The sequence below is a fragment of the Chitinophaga flava genome (assembly GCF_003308995.1).
Classification (GTDB): Bacteria; Bacteroidota; Bacteroidia; order Chitinophagales; family Chitinophagaceae; genus Chitinophaga; species Chitinophaga flava.
The window spans coordinates 2,138,169-2,158,422 of the sequence record NZ_QFFJ01000001.1 but is presented as its reverse complement, the minus strand read 5'-3'; the positions used below and the strand labels follow the sequence as shown (position 1 = coordinate 2,158,422).

General features: G+C 46.7%; 11 protein-coding genes. 5 read left to right on the top strand and 6 right to left on the bottom strand.

The genetic code is table 11. From position 1 onward, the window contains the following. Nucleotides 1–120 precede the first annotated feature (120 nt). Nucleotides 121–711: a Holliday junction branch migration protein RuvA gene (gene ruvA / locus DF182_RS08590; protein ID WP_113615226.1), complete on the top strand. Its 591-nt coding sequence runs from the start codon at nucleotides 121–123 to the stop codon at nucleotides 709–711. A 32-nt stretch (nucleotides 712–743) separates the two neighbouring features. Next, nucleotides 744–8,030: a T9SS outer membrane translocon Sov/SprA gene (sov, locus tag DF182_RS08585; RefSeq protein ID WP_113615225.1), complete on the top strand. Its 7,287-nt coding sequence runs from the start codon at nucleotides 744–746 to the stop codon at nucleotides 8,028–8,030. Nucleotides 8,031–8,222: 192 nt separating this feature from the next. Here sov and DF182_RS08580 read toward each other — a convergent pair whose 3' ends face one another. Continuing rightward, complete coding sequence (locus DF182_RS08580) at nucleotides 8,223–9,086, bottom strand: helix-turn-helix transcriptional regulator (protein ID WP_113615224.1); 864 nt, start codon at nucleotides 9,084–9,086, stop codon at nucleotides 8,223–8,225. Between the two features lie 9 nt (nucleotides 9,087–9,095). After that, nucleotides 9,096–9,707 (bottom strand): antibiotic biosynthesis monooxygenase, encoded by a 612-nt coding sequence (locus DF182_RS08575; protein WP_161964095.1) that lies wholly within the window; start codon nucleotides 9,705–9,707, stop codon nucleotides 9,096–9,098. Nucleotides 9,708–10,261: 554 nt separating this feature from the next. Here DF182_RS08575 and DF182_RS32515 point away from each other — a divergent pair. The 3 genes from DF182_RS32515 to DF182_RS08560 all read left to right on the top strand — a co-directional run bounded on the left by DF182_RS32515 (nucleotide 10,262) and on the right by DF182_RS08560 (nucleotide 14,255). After that, nucleotides 10,262–10,633, top strand: a complete 372-nt coding sequence (locus tag DF182_RS32515; RefSeq protein WP_147243382.1) for a hypothetical protein — start codon at nucleotides 10,262–10,264, stop codon at nucleotides 10,631–10,633. A 131-nt stretch (nucleotides 10,634–10,764) separates the two neighbouring features. Further along, on the top strand, nucleotides 10,765–13,050 hold the full coding sequence (locus tag DF182_RS08565) for a TonB-dependent receptor (protein WP_113615221.1): 2,286 nt from the start codon (nucleotides 10,765–10,767) through the stop codon (nucleotides 13,048–13,050). Between the two features lie 2 nt (nucleotides 13,051–13,052). After that, nucleotides 13,053–14,255 (top strand): sialidase family protein, encoded by a 1,203-nt coding sequence (locus DF182_RS08560; RefSeq protein ID WP_147243381.1) that lies wholly within the window; start codon nucleotides 13,053–13,055, stop codon nucleotides 14,253–14,255. 78 nt (nucleotides 14,256–14,333) lie between these two features. Here the strand turns inward: DF182_RS08560 and DF182_RS32280 are convergent, their stop codons facing one another. The 4 genes from DF182_RS32280 to DF182_RS08545 all read right to left on the bottom strand — a co-directional run bounded on the left by DF182_RS32280 (nucleotide 14,334) and on the right by DF182_RS08545 (nucleotide 20,229). Then, nucleotides 14,334–14,489: a hypothetical protein gene (locus DF182_RS32280; RefSeq protein ID WP_153259996.1), complete on the bottom strand. Its 156-nt coding sequence runs from the start codon at nucleotides 14,487–14,489 to the stop codon at nucleotides 14,334–14,336. 157 nt (nucleotides 14,490–14,646) lie between these two features. Then, nucleotides 14,647–15,402 carry an SDR family NAD(P)-dependent oxidoreductase gene (locus DF182_RS08555; protein ID WP_113615219.1) on the bottom strand — a complete coding sequence of 252 codons (756 nt, stop codon included), beginning with the start codon at nucleotides 15,400–15,402 and terminating at the stop codon, nucleotides 14,647–14,649. Between the two features lie 100 nt (nucleotides 15,403–15,502). After that, on the bottom strand, nucleotides 15,503–17,431 hold the full coding sequence (locus DF182_RS08550; protein WP_113615218.1) for a gliding motility-associated C-terminal domain-containing protein: 1,929 nt from the start codon (nucleotides 17,429–17,431) through the stop codon (nucleotides 15,503–15,505). Between the two features lie 152 nt (nucleotides 17,432–17,583). Next, nucleotides 17,584–20,229 (bottom strand): gliding motility-associated C-terminal domain-containing protein, encoded by a 2,646-nt coding sequence (locus DF182_RS08545; protein ID WP_147243380.1) that lies wholly within the window; start codon nucleotides 20,227–20,229, stop codon nucleotides 17,584–17,586. Nucleotides 20,230–20,254 lie beyond the last annotated feature (25 nt).

Below are 20,254 nucleotides of genomic sequence, written 5' to 3'. Positions count from 1 at the left end.
TGAACCCGTTAATGGCTTGTCAATCCATTAAAAGTTAGCATCTTTGCCCTTTATTGCAGGGAATGCTTTATTCCTCATTTTTTCGTAAGTTTTAGTTAAATTACCGAACCTTTACCTTCTATGATCGCTTATTTGGATGGAAAATTGGCATATAAGTCACCGGCATTTGTTCATATGGATGTGAACGGAATAGGATACGAAGTCCAGATCAGTCTTAATACCTATTCACGGATACAGGCCCTGGAAAGTTGTAAATTGTTAACCTATTTACAGATCAAGGAAGACGCACATACCCTGTATGGTTTTTTTGAAGAAACAGAAAGGAGCCTTTTTCTGTTATTGCTCAGCGTATCAGGAGTAGGTGCCAGTACGGCCAGAATGATGTTGTCTTCTCTTCAACCGGAAGATATCCAGCGGGCCATTATGATGGAAAATGAAAAAATGCTGGAAGGTGTCAAAGGAATAGGGGCCAAAACAGCCAAAAGAATTATTCTGGAACTGAAAGACAAGATAAAGAAACAAAAGGATACAGGCAGCTTACAATTATCTGCAGCATTAAACAATACAATCCATGAAGATGCGTTAAATGCTCTGGTAACTCTTGGCATAGCCCGGAACATGGCAGATACGGCAATTCAGAGAGTTATGAAGAACGAACCAACATTGCAAAACTTGGAAGAGCTGATCAAAAAAGCCCTGAAAAGTTTATAATTAATAAAGACCTCTATAAAAACCTATTTTTCTTGGCAAGAAAGACTTACTATGGTGCTTTTGCAGTAATAGGAATTGTATCTTTTATCATTGTTGACACTGCCGCAAGGGAACGATCCGGGAATATTAAATTTTTGAGCAGGGCGAGTTGGAAGTCGGACACCACAACTACTGGTAATACCAAAATCGATACTACCGGGAAGAAAGATACCCTGAAATACCCCCTTAAGGACAGACGCGGCCCCACTATATCGGACCCGACGTCCAGGAATGCTATTGACCTGAATGATCCGGCCAATATCAACAAAACTGTAGAATACGATCCCATTACCAAACAATACACCGTCACAGAGAAAATCGGCAACCAAAATTACCGGAACCCGACTTATATGAACTTCGATGAGTTCTATAAACTTCAGTCGGCACAGAGTGAAAAAAATTACTGGCAGAAAAGAGCCAGCGCTCTCGGTAATCTCAACCAGCGTGGCAATGGCCCGCAGCTGTACAACGGTAATAACCTCTTTGACCGCATCTTTGGCGGCAGTAAAGTGGATATCCGGCCGCAGGGAAGCCTCGACCTGACATTCGGCTACCAGGGCCAGAATATCAAAAACCCTGTACTGGTGGAGCAGGCCCGTAAAAACGGGGGCTTCAACTTCGACATGGGTATCAACATGAACGTTACCGGAAGAATCGGTGATAAACTGAAACTGATCACCAACTACAATACCCAGTCTACCTTCGATTTCGAAAACCAGGTAAAACTGGAGTATACCGGCTATAATGACGAAATTATCAAGAAGATAGAAGCCGGTAACGTGAGTTTCCCCCTCCGTAGTTCCCTGATCTCCGGTATCCAGTCTCTCTTCGGTGTGAAAACCCAACTGCAGTTTGGCCGCCTCACGGTAACGAGTGTACTCTCTAACCAGAAATCACAGAAACAGAACCTCATGCTCAAAGGCGGTACCATGGTACAGGATTATAATATCCGCGCCGATGAATATGAAGACAACCGACACTTCCTCCTGGCGCAGTTTTACCGCGATACGTTTAACTACGCCATGTCCAATCTGCCTATTATCCGCTCTCTCTCCAATATCACCAGGATAGAGGTGTGGGTAACCAATAAAACCGGGGCCACCACTCAAACCCGTGATATCGTAGGTTTGATGGACCTTGGTGAATACAAACCTTACAACGACCAGATCAAGGTAAACACTTCGTCTCATTTGCCGGACAGGGCTACCAACAGCCTGTACGCCAGCCTGGTAGGTGATCCCGCCAGTCGTAACACCAGTATCGTAGTAAGTCGCCTGCTGGCCCTGGGCCTGAAACCGGTGTCGGAGTTTGAAAAAACATTCGCCCGTAAACTGGACTCCACAGAATATACGGTTAACAAACAACTGGGCTTCATCTCCCTTAATCAACAGCTGCAACCAGACGAAGTGCTGGCAGTAGCTTATCAATACACCTATAACGGCCGGACATATCAGGTGGGTGAATTCTCCCAGGATATCCCACCAGACCAGAACAACAGCGCCAACTCACCGGTGCTGTTCCTGAAATTGCTGAAAGCCACTTCTGCCCGGCCTACACTGCCTATCTGGAAACTGATGATGAAAAACATCTACGCCACCGGCGCCTTCCAGGTGAATAAGCAGGACTTCAAAATGGATGTTTTCTATAAAGACCCCGGTGCAGAAAACAGACCACCCAGCGATAAACGTTACCTCCCCGATGCAAAAGGCGATTACGCCGGCGCACCAATTATTACTATCTTAAACCTCGATCGCCTCAACAACCAGCTCGACCCGCAGCCGGATGGAGTGTTCGACTACGTAGAAGGATACACGATAAATTCCCTTAACGGGAAAATCATGTTCCCCATGCTGGAACCTTTCGGGGACGGACTGAAAAAAGCTTTCGGCGGAGATGCTACCCTGGAAAAACAATACATGTACCGCGTACTGTACGACTCCATCAAGGTGGTAGCACAACAGTTCCCGCAGCTCAACCGCTACGTGATACGCGGCTCCTATAAATCAGCCAACTCTTCGGAAATCAATCTGGGAGGTGGTATCACCATTCCTCCCGGCTCCGTAACCGTAACAGCCGGTGGCCAGGTACTGCGTGAAAACGTGGACTATATTATTGACTATAACCTCGGCAGGCTTAAAATTATCAACGGCGGTGTGCTCAACTCCGGCGTACCGATCAATGTACAGTTTGAAAACAATGCACTGTTCGGCCAGCAGGTCCGCAACTATTTCGGTACCCGACTCGATTACCTCGTAAATGATAAACTGAGCATCGGTGGTACCATCGTCCGTATGAGTGAAAGACCTTACTACCAGAAAGTAAACTATGGCGAAGATCCTATCAAGAACACCATGGTAGGCCTCGACCTTAACTACGCTTCTGAATGGAAAGGACTGACACGTTTCCTGGACAAACTGCCTAACTACAGCACTACCACACCTTCCCACGTCCTGTTTACCGGTGAAGTAGCCCGACTGTTCCCTGGCCACAGTAAACTGATCAATCAGCCCGGCAGCAAACAGGGTACAGCTTATATCGACGATTTCGAAGGTGTAAAGAGTGGATATGACCTTAAATTCCCTGCTACCAGCTGGGCACTGGCTTCTACGCCGAAAGGCGCTACCAATGCCAGCGGTACCGTGCTTTTCCCGGAAGCAGAGGTGAATAACATGCTCGACTATGGTAAAAACAGAGCGAAACTAGCCTGGTATATCCTGGAGCCAACACTCCAGTTGCCCAAGTCACCCAACCTGCCTCCCGGTATATCTGTTGATGATCAGTCAGATCCCCGTGTAAGGTTGGTATACCAGAAAGAGGTGTTCCGTAACAGATCTACCGATTTCGGACAAAGCCAGCTGAGTACCCTCGATCTGGCCTACTACCCTACAGAAAGAGGCCCGTATAACTTTACCAGCAGTCCGATGGCTATGGACAGGAATGGTAAACTGGCGAATCCCAGAGCAAAATGGGGTGGTATCATGCGTGCCATCGACAACAGCGACTTCGAAACTGCGAATATCGAATACATCGAATTCTGGATACAGGACCCCTTCATTAAATCACCCAACAGTGCAGGTGGTTCGCTCTACTTCAACCTGGGTAACGTTTCTGAAGACATTCTCAAAGACGGTAAAAAGTTCTTTGAAAATGGTATGCCGGACCCGAATCAGGACCCTAACAAGATCGATTCTTCCAACTGGGGCCGCCAGCCTAAGTTCCAGCAGCAGATCACCCAGGCTTTTGACAATGATCCCAATATCCGGGCTTATCAGGACGTGGGTTATGATGGTCTGAAATCTTCTGATGAGGCAGCGTTCTTTAAAACCTATATGAACGAAATGGCCATGAACTTCGGTGGTTCCCCTGTATATCAGCAGGCACAGAAAGACCCGGCCAACGACGACTATAAACATTACCGCAGTGCCGATTATGATGCCAGCAAGGCCAGCATTCTGGAACGTTATAAAAACTATAGCAATCCGGAAGGCAACTCCCCGGTATCTGATCCTAAATCATCATTCTCTACTGCGGCTACCAATATCCCCGAGTCGGAAGACCTGAACAGGGATAATACCATGAACGAAACGGAAGAGTACTTCCAGTACAGGGTAGATCTGAAACCCGGTATGACGGTAGGTTCCAACTTCATTGTGGATAAAATTGATGCGCCGGTAGATCTGCCCAACGGACAGAAAACCACCGAGACCTGGTATCAGTTTAAAGTGCCGTTAAACCAGTTCAACGCTAAGGTGGGCAGCATACCCGACTTTAAGTCCATCCGCTTTATGCGTATGTTCATGACTGATTTCAGCGAGCCGGTAGTGGTACGTTTTGCGAAACTGGAACTGGTGCGCAACCAATGGCGCCGTTATATGTACGAGTTAAGACCAGGCGATCCTATACCGTTAAATCAGACCACCACCTTTAACTCTTCTGCTGTAAATATTGAAGAAAACTCTTCCCGCAGCCCTATTCCTTATGTGCTGCCACCAGGAGTAGTAAGACAGAATACAATCAGTACCAACAATACCACACTGCAGCTGAACGAACAATCCCTGTCTGTTCAGGTATGTAATCTGCAGGACGGAGAGATCCGCGCACTGTACAAAACCCTGAACATGGACATGCGCCAGTATAAAAAACTGGAGATGTACATGCACGCAGAAGCTATGGGATCAGCCAGTGCACTGAAAGACGGACAGGTACAGGCAGTGATACGTATCGGTAGCGACTTTGTGAGCAACTACTACGAATACCGTATTCCGCTGAAGGTGACTGCCTGGAACTCCAAATCACCTACAGAGATATGGCCGGAAGGAAATAACCTGCAGCTGGTCATGGACCGGTTAAGTCAGCTCAAACAGAAAAGGAATATGTGTGATTCCTGCTCTCCGCTGCTGCCATACCCCATGACACCGGTGACTGATGAATACGGCAACTATATGTCAGTAGTGGGTAACCCCAGCCTGGGAGATGCACGTACCATGATGATCGGTATCCTTAACCCCAAAGACGATGGATTGCCCCGTTGTGCGGAAGTGTGGTTCGATGAACTGCGCCTGTCTGACTTTGATGAGAAAGGTGGTTATGCTGCTCTCGCCAGGGCTGACTTTCAGCTGGCCGATCTGGGTACCATATCCGTTTCCGGAAATATGCACACTGCCGGCTTCGGAAATATTGACCAGCGCGTGAATGAACGTTTCCGTGATAACTTCCTGCAGTACGATGCCGCTGCCAATCTGGACCTAGGTAAACTGTTACCTAAAAAGGTAGGTATGTCTATCCCCGTATATGCCGGATATTCACAATCCGCCAGCAATCCGGAATATGATCCGTACGATCTCGATATTAAACTGAAGGATAAAATGGCGCTGGCCCGGTCAGCACGGGAGAAGGACTCCATCCGCAAAAATGCGCAGGACTTCACCTCTATCACCAGCCTGAACTTTACCAACGTCCGGAAACTCAATCTGAAACAGGGAAAACGACATTTGTGGGATATCGAAAACTTTGACATCAGTTATTCGTTCTCACAGATCAACAGGCATAATCCGCTGATTCAAAGCGACCTGCTGACCAAACACCGCGGTGGACTCGGGTATAACTATGCTGGTCAGCCACGTTATATCGAGCCGTTTAAAAAGCTGCTGAAGACTAAAACACACTGGCTGGACCTGATACGGGACTTCAATGTTAACTATGTGCCTTCTATCATCAGTTTCCGCGCAGATATTATCCGGCAGTTTGGCGCATCCCGTATCCGCAACGTGGGCGGTGATGTGAAATATCAGCTGCCTGAGACTTATGATAAATACTTTACATTCGATCGCTATTATACACTTAAATGGGATCTCACCCGCAGTATCAACATCGAGTTTAATGCGGTGAATAATTCCCGTGTAGACGAACCGTCAGGTAGAATAAACACTTCCGCGAAGAAGGATTCTGTATGGGGTAACTTCTTCAAAGGTGGTCGTTCTGTAAACTACATGCACAACGCTAACTTCACGTACACCCTGCCTACAGCCAAGTTCCCGGCCTTAAGCTGGACCAACGTAGCAGTGGGGTATAGTACCGAATACCGCTGGACCGGCGCTTCCAGGCTGGCACTTTATCTGGGTAACGCCATCGAAAACAGTCAGCAGCGCACCGTAACAGCAGAATTCAAATTTGTGGAACTGTACAACAAATCCAAGTTCCTGCGTAAAATCAATGCGCGCAAACAACCCTCCAACAATAACAACAATAACAATCAGAACAACAAAAACAATACAGGCAATAACAATCAGTCATCTCAGCAACAACCAAATGCTGATGATATTTCACCATGGGTGAAAGGTGTGCTGAAACCATTGATGGCACTGAAGCGTATCGGCATCAACTACAATGAAAATGCCGGAACACGCCTGCCAGGTTATCTGGACAGTACCAAAGTGCTGGGTATGAACTGGCAATCTATGGCACCAGGTATTGGGTTTGTATTGGGCAAACAGCCGGATAAAAAATGGCTGGACGATTTCGCCAAAAAAGGACTGATTACGCCGGACCCTTCACTGAACATACAGTTCCAGCAGCAGTTTACCCAACGTTGGGACGCTCAGGCACAGCTGGAGCCGTTCAACGATCTGCGTATAGATCTTAACATGACCAAGTCGTTTACCAAAACGCATACAGAACTGTATAAGAACCTGCAGGATTCTACCGGCGCCAACCTCGGCTTCCAGCACCTCAGCCCTTATGATGCCGGTGGTTTTGAGATTACCTATATCGCCATCAAAACCATGTTTGGCAGAATCAACACAGCAAATGGGGTTTCTGAGACGTTCCGTAATTTCGAGGCATACCGTAATATCATTTCCCAAAGACTGGGCGCAGCTAACCCGTACAACAAAGATCCGGGAGTACCTGCCGGCGATCCGAAAGATCCGTCTTATGCCTACGGTTATACCCGATATGCACAGGATGTGCTGATACCAGCCTTCCTGGCTGCCTACACCGGCAAGTCGCCCGACAAGATCGGACTGCTGCAGGGACCTGGTAGCTCTGTAAGAAGCAATCCGTTCAAAAACTTCATACCTAAACCTAACTGGCGTATAACGTATAATGGTCTGACCAAGCTGGAACCATTCCGCAGCTTCCTCACCAACTTTACGCTGACGCATGGTTACACTGGTACGCTGTCGATGAACTCCTATAATACTTCCATGTATTATGAAGATCCAAGACTGGCAGGTTATCCTGCCTTCAGGGATACCGTATCGGGCAACTACTTCCCGTACTTCCTGGTACCTAACCTGACACTGACAGAACAGTTCTCGCCGCTGCTGGGTGTGGACCTCACCTTTACCAACAGCCTCAATGCACGTATCGAATTCCGTAAGAGCCGTTCACTCAGTCTCAGTCTGATCGATTACCAGCTGACAGAACTGCGTTCCAGCGAAATCGTGATCGGCGCCGGCTATCGTATCAGAGGGCTGCAGCTGCCATTTGCGATCAGTAAAAACGGAGGAAAGCGTTTGCAGAATGACCTTAACTTCCGTCTGGATATGAGCTTCCGTGATGATAAAACAGCTAACAACCGACTGGATGCCGATCTGGTGATTCCCACAAGTGGTCAGAAAGTGGTGGGCTTTGCTCCTTCTATCGACTACATCGTAAACAATCGTCTGAATCTTCGTTTCTTCTATGATCGCAGGCAGACCATACCGGTTATTTCCACTGCTTATCCGATCACCAATACCAGAGGTGGTATTACTTTCCGCTTTGTATTGTCACAATAGTGACCGAAATAAATAGCTTAAAAAAGAAGCGGCCGTCTCAACAAGAGATGGCCGCTTCTTTTTATTTTAGTCAGGAAATTTATTGTCTAGAGGATAATTATAAATTCTTGCTTACAGATAATATATCCTGATTCCAAGTTGAAAACCAAAACAATGTGTCTTCATCACTTACTCAATGAAGACACATTGTTATCATGACAATTGTTTTATCTGTAAAGGGTTTATGCCAAATTGTGATTTGAATGAGCGGGAAAAATGCGACAGGTTCTCAAAGCCGGATTCATAACAGGCATCACTCACGTTCATTTCCGTATGCATGAGCAGTTTACGGGAGTGATCCAGACGCCTTTTCAGCAGCCATTTTCCAGGAGAGATGTTGAACACCTGCTGAAACTCACGCTTAAAGGCTGATAAACTTTTGCCGGTTATATATGCAAATTCTTCCAGGCTCAGATTCTTTGTAAAATGCTCCTCCATTACTTTTCTGAGATCGTTTTTATAGGGCAACGAAAAATCGATCAGATGGGGTACAAGATCATGATGAATAGCGATGAGCCCAAATAACAGCTCCTGCATTTTCAATCGCAGCAAGGCTTCCTGAAATATGAATGACTCATTGAAGTATGGTTTAATTGATTGGACGTATCCCATTAAGGCCTCATTCATCGGAAGTTTGATTATACTGGTAGCTCTTACTGGTAATGGTTTTACGGCATCATTAATCTGCAACACTTCGCGAATAAAGTCATCTTTGATAAAGAAAAAAATGCATTCAAATCCCTGCATGTTCTCTGCCGCAAATTTCTGATATTTGAGCATATTGGATCTTCGCATCAGCACACATTCACCGGACCCGATATTCATCTTTACTCCGTCGACTTGAGGTTTGTAAGTTCCGTTCAACACAAAGGCGAACACATGATCCTGCAGAAAAAGTTCTTTTTCTGTGCGTATTTCACTATGGCAAGACTCTACTAAAGTGAAATCGTCAAGCTTAAGATACCTGCGCGTAGTACCTGGTATGGTAAAGCATTCAGGTGCTTTTGAGAATAGCATCAAATAAAACTACTGATTCTTCTGACAATATGGAAACAGTTCCAGGAGAAAATCGGAAATTCCTTCTGCTATAGGGGTAGAAACGTATTGACGCCATGCCGTTTCATTTTCCCAACGCGTATATAATACAAAAGTGGATGGTTCATTTTCTACACTATGTAGATGAAAGGCAACACAGCCTGGTATGGCCCTGTTCTTTTCCACAAGCGTTGACCAGGTGTTGATAAACATCTCCCGTTCGCTTTCAGGTACTGTAAAGGTAATCAAGTGATCTATAGATTTGGTGGTGTCCGCCGGAAGCCGATATGTGGCCTGATCGACAGGAGATAAATCCGTCAACCGCCTGATATTAATTGGCTCAAATAATGCATCGGGCGCTAATTCAAACACCGTTTGCGTATAATCATACTGTAGGTGCAGATCCAATACAAAGTTGTCCTGCCAGCGTTCATAAAAATAGAGCAGATCTCTATCTTTCTTAGACTGGAATAAGTGCATAGACCAATTGCCGGGTTCATTTCTGGCACCCAACAGATCATCGATGAGTGCGGCCTCGAATCTTTCTCTTTCGGTTGGTTTGATACGGAAGGTAACAAGTAAAGTTGTTTCTTGTGTGTTCATAATTTCCATTTTTATTAGTAGCAAAATTATGAGGAGTAAGAGAAATGTATTTTGCTTTACAGTCCAGTGTTTTTGCTGTGGAGGTCAGAAAGAAACAAACGGAGCATAGAACAGGCAATTGGTCGGTCAGGGAAATAATAGCTTTCAGCCGGCATTAAAAGTATTACATGATATTACCATAGTCGTTAACATTAGTATCCGCGAATTATTAATTGATTCCGGAAAAGAGAAGAAATAAAAGATAGGTGGCTTAATAGCAAACAGGAAGGAAGTGACAACGAAATCGCCAACGGTCAAAAACAAAAAAGCCTCAAACACTTTATTGAAAAGGTTAGAGGATTTAAAACTGCGGAGAGAGAGGTTGCCCCGTAAATCTGGTGCGCCCCGTTTGGTAGATGATCTGCCAGGGTAGGGAAAATAAACCAAAGGAGGAGGCTCAGATTGCTATTGAGATACCTCCTTTTGTTTTAAGGCCCGGCCCTTCGGGCGATGCATAACAAAACGTCCTGATAAAAATCATGATATTTTTAATGATTGTTATTTAAGTTTGCAGTGTGAAATATTTTCTCATCATATGCATTTCATTAGGACTTTTGCTGCAGAACTTCAGCAAAAGTCTTATCGTTCTGCAGTTTGACGCACAGCAGTCCTACATTGCGCGGGTGTTGTGTGAAAACAGGAACAAACCGGAGATGCATTGTGATGGTAAATGTTATCTGAAAAAAGAACTGGACCGTGACGCCCGTCAGGACAAAAACACTGGTAGTAACAAGGAACGTTATGAAGTGATGTTTGTGAATGCTTTGCCGGTATATATTCAGGTACCGGTAGCTGCACAGGTAGTACATGTAGCTTTTTACACATCTCCATCCCTGGAAACCCCCGTCTCCGCTATTTTCCGTCCACCGCAGCCATTGATCGGCTAAGTCTTTGTGTGTTGGTTTGATGACCTAACGATGATGATATCGTTGGAGTTGTTATACTGATATGCTCCATCCTTATTATTCCTGATAAACCAGGTGTATGCTTTTCATGCTTACACCCCATTAATGATGTAATGAGAATTTTTTATATACTTTTCATTGCCTGTATGGCGATGCAGGCGAGCTATGCCCAGCAACTGGAAGGACGCATAGCAGATGCCCGGACCAGAGAAGCCTTACCAGGCGTAAGTATCAACCTGACAGCAGCCGGTAAAGGCTGCACCAGTAATGCGCAGGGACATTATGTATTGCCCGCGCCCGCTGCAAACGATTCGCTGAAGATTTCCTATGTAGGATACATCACACTTAAAATACCTGCCTCAGCAGCAGTACAAACGCCAGTCATCTACCTGGAAGCCAGTTCCACCAACCTGAATGAGATCGTCGTTTCTTCTTCCAGAGAAAAACAATATCGCACAGAAGTACCTGTGGCCATCAGCACCATTTCTCCACAAACATTACAGGAAACCAAAGCCACTACTCTGGACAAAGTGTTGAATAAAGTAAGCGGGGTATACATGGTAGATCTGGGTAATGAACAGCATACAATGGCCATCCGTCAGCCTATAGGCTATAAAAGTCTTTTCCTATATCTGGAAGATGGTATTCCCATCCGTACAGTAGGAGACTTTAACCATAATGCGCTGATAGAAATCAATATGGCTGCACTGCGTAATATCGAAGTGATCCGTGGACCGGCCTCTTCCCTGTATGGCAGTGAAGCAGTGGGTGGAGCTGTCAATTTTATCACAGCAGTTCCTACGCTGGTACCTACCGCCAAAGTGCAGTTGGAAGCCAGCAACTGGGGATATAAACGTACCGACTTCAGTGTTTCTGATACCAAAGGGAAAGTCGGTTTTCTGGTAGGCGGTTATTATGCTGATCAACGCAATGGTTATATGGACCACAGCGACTTTCATAAACTGGCGCTGACTGCGAGAGCGGATGTACAGCTCAACGAAAAAAACAAATGGACCACCGCCGCCACACTGGTGAATTATAAAACAGACCAGACGGGTGGTTTGGACAGTGCACATTTTTTTGCGAAAGATTATCGGAACTTCCAGACTTTCAGTTACAGAGAAGTGAAAGCCCTGCGTATCCGCAGTACACTCGACCATGAATGGGATAGCCGCAACCATACGAGTGTGACCGCTTTTTTCCGTCACAGTACCATCGGGCAGAATCCTTTTTATGCTATCAGGGATGTGCGTAATACCTTAAAGGCAAGAGGAGAAATCAATAGTGATGCTTTTTATAGTTATGGCATTATTGCGCAGCATAAAAAAGATTTCGACTGGAAGAACGCTTCGTTGATAGCCGGTGTGAGCGCGGATTACAGCCCAGCTACCTATAACGCCAATTATATTGATATTGATAAAGATGCCGCTGGTTATTATGTCGGCTATCGGCTCACCGATTCAGTGCTCACCAATTATCGCGTAGGGCTGCTGAATACGGCTGCATATACACAGTTTTCCTTTATGCCGCTGGCTAACATGCGGATAGTAGCTGCACTGCGTTATGACAGGATGGACTATGATTTTAACAATTATCTGCCTCCTTCTGCATTTACCGGTGCACCCAGCGAACGTAATAACTTCAATGCGCTCACTCCCAAACTGGGATTGACCTATAACCTTCAGCACAACAGAGGGCTGTATGCCAATTACAGTAAGGGTTTTGCCCCTCCTAATATTTCAGAACTGTACAGAGGGGTGAAAGTGCCGGTGTTGAAATCTGCTAACTACAATAACTATGAAGCCGGCGGCTGGTTTGGTTTCGCGCAAAATAAAGGATATGTGGATGTCAGTGTGTATCTGATGAAAGGAAGCAATGAAATTGTGAGTGTCCGTACTGCGGATGGTTCTTATGAAAACCAGAATGCAGGTGCTACTACTCATCGCGGTATTGAATGGAATGCCCGCTACACACCACTTCGTTCTGTATTTATACGGACCAGCGGCACTTATGCGTCTCATATCTTTGACGCCTATACGGAGAATGGAAAAACATACGATCACAATGCTATGAATGGCGCTCCCAAATGGATCACCAATACGGAACTGACCTGGAAACCTTCTCTGTTGAGGGGTTTCAGGATAGGAGGAGAGTGGCAGCATATCAGCGGATATTATATGGATGCCGCCAATACGGCCTGGTATGATGGATATGATCTGTTTAATATCAGAGCTGGTTATCAGTGGAAAGGCTTTGAATGCTGGCTCAACTGTATGAATGCAGGTGACCGCCTGTATGCTACCACTGCAGAGAAATCTGCTTATGGTAAGAGTTACCGGGTAGGCCCAAGGCAAACATTCAACTTTGGCGTAGCATATACTTTTACCGGAAAAAGATAATTATGAAGAGGATAGTTATAATGATTACAGCGGGATTACTGGGGTTATGGTCGTGTAAGCCGCAACAGCAGGAGGGGGCAGTAGTGTTGTCGCACAGGGGCATGGATGCTTCCTGTCCTTACATTACCGGGGATGCATCGGGGAATACGGTGATTAGTTGGGTGGAGAAAGATAGTACTGCAGATACCGGTGTTATGTTATATGCGGTATCTAACGATAACGGACATACGTTTTCTGAGCCTGTAAAAATTGCTGCTACCACTGGTGTATACCCACATGCGGAAAACCTGCCCAAACTGCTTTTTAAACCCGATGGTAGTGCGATCGCCCTGTTTGGGGTGGAGCAGCATGATCCCCGGAATAAGTATGCGGGAAAAGTGATGTACACGCTTTCTGCTGATGGTGGTAAAACCTGGGGGGCTGCGCATCCTTTAGTGACAGATACGGCAGGTTATGATCAGCGGTATTTTGATATGGCGTTGTTACCTGGCGGAGAAGCGGCGGCGATCTGGCTCGACAACCGTAAGGATACCAAAGCAGAAGGGTCTACGCTGTATTGGGCTGTGACAGCGGGGCCGCAAGGCTTCCAGGCCGCAAAGCCGGTGGCGCAGACTGTCTGCCAGTGCTGCCGTACCCGTTTATATGTAGCCAGCAATGGCGATGTACACCTGGCTTATCGTGATATCATTAATGATTCTATCCGGGATATGGTGCATCAGGTGTCTTTAGATGGCGGAAAGTCTTTCAGTGAGCCGGTACGTATCAGTGCAGACAACTGGGTGGTGAAAGGGTGTCCGCATACTGGCCCGGCGCTGACGGCCAACCGTAAGGGGTTGCATTTTGCCTGGTTCACGATGGGTGGTGGACAAGGTGTTTTTTACGCAGGATCCGAAGATAACGGTAAAACCTATACGCAGAAAGAATCACTGAGTAAAGCACCTATGGCCAAACATCCGCAGATCGTAACAGCGGCCGGCGATAAGGTGGTAGTGGTATGGGATGAACCGGTGAAGTGGCAGGGAGATTTCCGCAGCAGGGTAGGTATGGTGGTCAAATCGCCCGAAGGGCAAACAATCAGCAGTCGTTCACTCACGGCTGACAGCCTCTATGCTACCTATCCGGTAGTGAGTGCTTTGGCCGGTAAATCAGTGCTGGTGGCTTATACAAGGAAAGGAGAGGTGGTGTACGAAGTAGTATCTATTTGATTGTAGATAATAAATAACGGCTTAAAACAAAAAGGGTGACCAGTATCTGGTCACCCTTTTCATTGATAATTTCTTTGGTCAGCTATAGCTCCAGCTGTAACCCTCACTCCAGTCTTTGCGCGAAGCCCAGCGGCCATAGTTGCCTCGGCGGGACTTGCCGAAATAAAGGCGCCAAAATTCTTTCCACCTTGGATAGTACAGGCGCAATACGTACATAGTTAAGAATGTAAGCATAGGGATATGGTTTTCATTAAATGGATAGAGTCTGTTCTCGGCTTGTTTTAGTTAGATGTCATTGGTATATATTTTTTTGAGCATAGGGACTCCAAAAGATATATAAATGTTTTCAAATATAGAAAAATACCCTTAACTATATACTCACATAAACGTGTTAATTTTTATCAATATAATAGGCATTGGCCTGTTGTAATGGTGTTAATACGAGGTCATTGATACAAACATGTGGCGGCAGGGTAGTGCAATAGTATACCACGTCAGCCACATCTTTGGCGCTCATCGGAATAAAGCCTTTGTATACATCTTTGGCTTTGTCTTCGTCGCCTTTGAAGCGTACCAGGGAGAACTCGGTTTCGGCAGCACCCGGGTGGATGGCGGTTACTTTTATCCGGTAGGGCAGCAGGTCTATGCGCATACCTTCGGAAATGGCATCCACAGCAGCTTTGGTGGCACAGTACACGTTGCCTTTGGCATATACGGTTTTGGCGGCGGTAGAGCCGATGTTGATGATATGGCCACGGGTACGGGAACGCATCCACGGAATCACAGTACGGGAAACATACAACAGCCCTTTGACGTTGGTGTCTATCATACTATTCCAGTCTTCGGTATCTCCTTCATCGATGGTGCTAAGGCCTGCTGCCAGTCCGGCGTTGTTGATGAGGATATCCACCGCTTTCCATTCTTCGGGGATACTGTTCAGTGCTGCCTGTACGGCCTGTTCATCTCTGACATCAAAATTCAGGGCCAGTACATTGGCACCATACTCCTGAGAAAGTTGTGTTTTGAGTGTTTCCAGCCTTTCCTTGCGACGACCAGTGATGATCACGTCATGGCCTTTTGCTGCAAATATTTCTGCACATGCCTGGCCAAATCCTGCCGTAGCGCCTGTAATAAGAACGATTCCCATAATAACATGATTGGTGGCCCTCCCTGTTGGTTGGTGCCTGTTGAAACAATACTGTAAAATTAGGATGATATCACCTAAAAAAGGATACTTTTTACATGAACTAACGGATGAGTGTAACAGTCCCCTTTTTGAAGATCTCCTTACCGTTGAAGTCGGTGCCCTTCAGTATCCACAGATAAGTGTCTACAGGTGCCGGCATGCCTTTGTAGGTACCGTCCCATCCGTTTCTGAAATCTGTGGAGGAATAGATCTCCTGGCCCCAGCGATTGTAAATCCGGAAGAACTGGTAATGAACAATGCCTACCGGTATAAAGCGAAACCGGTCATTTACGCCGTCACCATTGGGTGTAAAAGCATTGGGGATATACATTTCCGGGCCGGTGAAATACTTAACGCTGATGCTATCATACCCAACACAACCCTGTAGATCAGATACCTTCAGCACATAGGTGATGTCTTTATTGTAGGTAAGCACCGGATGGGCGATATGAGGATCGCTGAGCCCGTCGGGAGGCTGCCAGGTGTAAACATTTCCGCCGCTGCCCTGCATCACCATGGTTTGCCCTTTGGCCAGAATAGTGTCATTACCGGCGAAAGGTAACACCTGGTAAATACGCACGTTTTGTGTAACAGTTTTTTCACATTGTTTGTCGGTATGAAGGGTGAGCGTCACCGTATATACGTTCCCTTTAGGAAAGGTATACTGAACGCTGCGGTCTCCGGCTGGCAGCCTTACGCTGTCATTGGTACCAAAATTCCAGGTACGGCTGGTGATCTGGCCGTATAGGTAGGAGGAGGTGTCATTGAAACTAATGGGGTCTTCCTTGCAGAAACCGGCAGTGGTAAAACCGGCTTTCAGCCCGGGATAGTTGTGTACTTCTCCGTTGACGCTGTCCCGGCAGGCGAGATGCGGATTGACCACCAGTTTTACTTTATAGATACCGGTATCGGGGTATTGATGATAGAAGAGGGTTCTGTCGTCTGTTAGTGTATCCGTTCCATCACCAAAGGTCCAGTAGTAGGTGGAGCCGTACCCGGAATTACTGTAGTTGGGTATGGGCACCTTTAATTCCGGCGTTTCCGAGCAATTGTTGAGTACGGAAGGAAATCGGGCGACTATTTTGGTAGTGCAGTCAAATACTGTAAGCAGAATATCTTTGCTATGTATGCCGAGGAATCGTTTGGTGGTTCGGTCGTATTCATTTACGCATACCGTGATTACATACTTGCCTGGTTTATTGGGTGTACAGGTGATCAGCCCTTTATTATCGATAGAGATGCCCGGGCTTCCGCCCATGGGATTAGTGCCCGAGTAAGGGGGAATGTAGCGTACTGTAGAATTATACGGAGGAGGAGTGGAGGAATTGATATCATTGTTGGCAGTACCATCCGTGAGGGCACTGCAAAGGCTGTAGGTCAAACTATCCCCGTCTTCATCAAATGCAGCATAATCTATTTTAAAGGGCATACTATTGCAGATAACGATGGCGGTGTCTTTGTTGAAATAAGCGCTGTTATTATAAGGTTTGGATTCAACACCGGGAATGATGGTGTAGTAGGTAGAACCTTCATGTTCTGAATCATAGATATTGGCGAGTTTTTCGCCGCGGCAACATCGTTGGGAGGCTACATAATAGCCGCCGAAGACTGGCGCCAGATCAATGGTAGCGGTATAAAAGGCTACTTCCAGGTGTTGCGCCTGTGGTGCAAGACAGGGGTTTTTCAGTGTATCGATGAGCGGGACAACCTGACTCATGTAAAGATATACGGAAGACAATACAATGGTACCATTGGCCGTATATACGTTTGCCACGACCGGGTTTTCGAACTTGTCGATACAACCTTGCCGGTCGCCACAGGTAAAGTCTGCGTCGCGGTATAGCTTGAGGGTGATGAGATAACGGTAGCGGGTATTATCTCCATTCAGTCCTATCGTCTTATAATATATTTCGCCACCAATGATGTGGTATGCAGCTGCGATGAGGTTAAACAAACAGCAGCTTATAACCAGTAGTAAGACTCTCTTCATGATTGGGGTACTGCTCTCTGAATTTAACAAAAAAAAAGCAGACCCGGTTCAGTCAGTACCAGTATTATTTGCAGGAACAGCAGGGCATTTCAGGTGAGGGATTTATATGCAAACAAATATCGGCATACCTAAATCTTTACATTTCAGAATCTTTAACGGATAAGTGTTACCGTGCCTTTACGAAGCACAGTTTTATTGTTGATGTCCAGGCCTTGTACTACCCAAACATAAGTGCCTATAGGAGCGAGTTGGCCGTTTACTTTTCCATCCCATCCTTTCAAATAGGCGGTATTGTCGTACATCAGTTTTCCCCAGCGGTCAAATACCCGGAAGAAGTCCAGTTTCACCATGCCTACGGGCAAGGGACGGAAAACATCATTAAGACCATCACCATTGGGAGAGAAGGCATTAGGAATATAGATTTCCGGACCTATAATAAAGCGTACAAAGATATCGTCTTTGCCACTACAACCTTCCTGCGTATAGGCGGTAACGGTATAGGTGACGTCGCGGTTGATAGTGGTGACAGGATTGTCAATATTGGGATTGTTCAACCCGATGACAGGAGACCAGGTATACCTTACACCGCCGGTGGCATGCAGCTGAAATGGCTGGTTGAGCATCACGATGGTATCGTTGCCGGCAAAAGCAGGAACCGGTGGTACTACTTTGACCAATACGCTGGCAGTAACAGGTTTGGGGCATCCCAGTGTATCCGTTACCGTTACAGTGAAGCGGGTTGTGTCTTTGGGATGGCCTATGGTAATGGCTTTGGTAGCACTGTCTACGTAATAGGCCGGTGACCAGCGGTAATAAGTGCCACCGGTAGCCCTTAGGGTGACCGGTATCCCGAAGCAAACCGTAGTGTCAGGTGAGGCCGTAGGTTTCGGTGGATCTACCACTTTGAGAGTAACGGTATCGGCTGTATGACATTTTCCCAGGCTGGCCATTATTTCATAGGTCTGACTGGGCGGATCGGGTGTTACAAAGGCATCGCCCAGATTGCTGACTACCTGATTGTTGCCCAGGTTTGTCCAGCGGTAGTTGTAAGCACCATCTGTAGTTACACTCAGATGTATTTCATCACCGGTGCAGATCGTACTGTCTGGCTGGGTATGAATATAGAGGGAGTCACGGACGTTTATGTGTATCTTTTTATCGTTGGTACATCCCTGCAGGTCGGTAAAGGTGACGGTGTATGTGGTGTCTTTCGCTGGGAAGACAATAGGGGCGGGACTGTTAGGGTTTAGTATTTTGTAGTCGGGAGGCGACCATTTATAGGAGCCCGGCTGACCGCTGGCAGTCCACATCTGCAGACTGTCTTTAAAACACAGCAGGGTATCGCCGGTGGCGCTGAAAGGTGGCCGGTCGTAGATGGTAAGCGGATGGGTAATGGTTTTTTCACAGCCTACAGTGGAATGCAGAAACAGCTGAACATTATAGGTGCCGGGCTGCCGGTATTGATACTGCGGGGATCTGACATTGGAAGTATCTCCGGCTACACCGGTCCCGAAATCCCATTTGTAGTAGTCTACGCTGCCTCTGTCTATCCGGGTGATATCGGGTGAGAACGCAGTAGCTCTTTCGATACACATCCCTGCTGCTGAAAAATCAGGGTCGAATTTCGGGTAGGCGTATACGGTAGCGAAGGCGCTGTCGCCGCAGTTGCTTTCTTTATCCACATAGAGTTTTACATGGTAGGTGCCTTCCTGGGCATAGGTATGTGGCAGGGGATCGGTGGTCGTTACTGTAGTGGTGGTACCATCACCAAAGTCCCAGTAGTAGGGTTTGCCGAGGGTACTGGTGTTGAGGAAAGTGATCGTGAGACTGCTGCAATCGGCATATTTATCCGGCATGGCGGCGGTCACCTGTTTTACACAGGTGGTCACGTTGATGTGGAAATCTTTTCGCAGCGTGCCTATCTTCTTGTTGTTACGGTATTCATTTACACAAACGGTCACTACATATTTGCCTGCAGCTGGGGCGACACCGGAGATAATACCTGTTTTGGGATCAATCTTAACATTGGGCCCCAGAGGCGATCCTCCGGAGAAAGGAGAGTAATATTGTACAAAGCTATAAGGCGGGGCAATGGCTGCCGGTGGGATTCCTCCCTGTGGCGTAAGCTGACCGCCTTTATAGGCGTCACAGAATTCATACACCAGTTCGTCACCATCAGGGTCGGAGGCAGAGAAATCGTAGGTGAACTTTTTATCTGCGCATACCAGGGTGGCTTCTTCCTTGTTAAATTCAGGGCTGGAATTTTTGACAACACCATTGGCGTCTACTGCGCCGCTGTTGGTACCCGGAATTTCTGCAAAATAGGTGGCGCCGGTACCCCGGTCGGGGGTGCCGGGAATGGGATCAGATATAATATTCACCATAAAGGGATCGCGGCAGCAGCTCTGAAAAGCAATCGTGTATCCGTCTGCGTTATTGGGCAGGGTGATCTCTGTTTCAAAGGTGCCCACCTGAAAACATACCGGCGGTGGATTGACAATACAGGGATCCACCTGGGCAAGATTCTTGACTTCGAAGTTGGTTCGATCGATGGGATACTTGGCAACCAGACTGTTATCTGTTTTATCGAAGGAGGCGAGAATGATGGAGGTGGGCATCTCCGCTATCCGGTCACCCCGTTCGCAGATGCGGTATAACTTCATGGTGACCAGGTAGGTGTTCAACCTGCCGGTGGACCTCACTAGTTTGTAATAGATCTGGCCGCCGATAATATGGCTGGCATACGCCGGAAGGGCGTATATCATACATATCAGGAGAAGAATAAATTGTTTCTTCAAAGGGGGCGATTTTGGTTGTGGTGAT